Annotated in this window: 1 protein-coding gene; it reads left to right on the top strand. The window is 42.1% G+C overall.

The features are described 5' to 3' along the window. The first annotated feature begins 64 nt into the window (after positions 1-64). Positions 65-742: a class I SAM-dependent methyltransferase gene (locus A1QO_RS06400; protein WP_017041589.1), complete on the top strand. Its 678-nt coding sequence runs from the start codon at positions 65-67 to the stop codon at positions 740-742. Positions 743-875: the final 133 nt, after the last annotated feature.

Below are 875 nucleotides of genomic sequence, written 5' to 3'. Positions count from 1 at the left end.
GGTTTATTTGCCGCTTAGCAGAGCGTTATGCGGCAAACGTTAATCATAAAAAAGGACTTTATAATTGCAATTAGAAAATGTTGTTCCTTGGGGACGAACGCTCAAAGAATATGAGCTAATGTTTAACATACTTGAAGAAGATAAAGAGAAAAGAATCCTTGGGTGCGGTGATGGCCCTGCAAGCTTTAATGCAGAATTGACTCAAAGCGGGCGCAATGTAGTTTCAATTGACCCTATTTATCAGCTTTCTAAACAGCAAATCAGCCGTAGGATCGATGAAGTCCGCCCTATAATAATGCAGCAGCTAACGGAAAATGTGGATGGTTATGTTTGGGATATATTAGGCTCTCCGCAGGCGTTAGAGAACACTAGAATGATGGCAATGAACCACTTTTTAGCTGATTATGAAGATGGTAAAAATTCGCAAAGGTACGTTAATGGCTCACTACCTCAACTTCCATTTGACGACAAAGAATTTGATCTAGCATTGTGTTCTCACTTTTTGTTTCTTTATGACGAGCATTTATCTGAACTAGAGCATATTCAAGCTATTACCGAGCTTGTTCGCGTATCACAAGAGGTTAGGATATACCCTTTGATTTCGTTAAATGGTAACCCCTCAAGTTACGTATCTGGGGTGATTAGGCACTTAGAGAGCCTTGGTGCATCTGTAAGCCTAGAAAGCGTTGAATATGAGTTTCAAAAAGGCGCAACCCAGATGCTTGTGGTAAAAACCGCATAACAAAGCGTTAAAGAGGGACTTGGCACGCGTGGCATTTTCAGTTTGCGTTGGGTTTAGTGGTTACGGCACTATGCGGTAGCTTTTGTATTACGTGCCCGCGCCCCTTAACGCGGCGTTAAGACTCGCTGTGATT

It is taken from the genome of Vibrio genomosp. F10 str. ZF-129 (assembly GCF_000287055.2).
Classification (GTDB): Bacteria; Pseudomonadota; Gammaproteobacteria; order Enterobacterales; family Vibrionaceae; genus Vibrio.
Note: the sequence above shows the minus strand (reverse complement) of the source record. Positions and strands in the feature narration are given on the sequence as shown.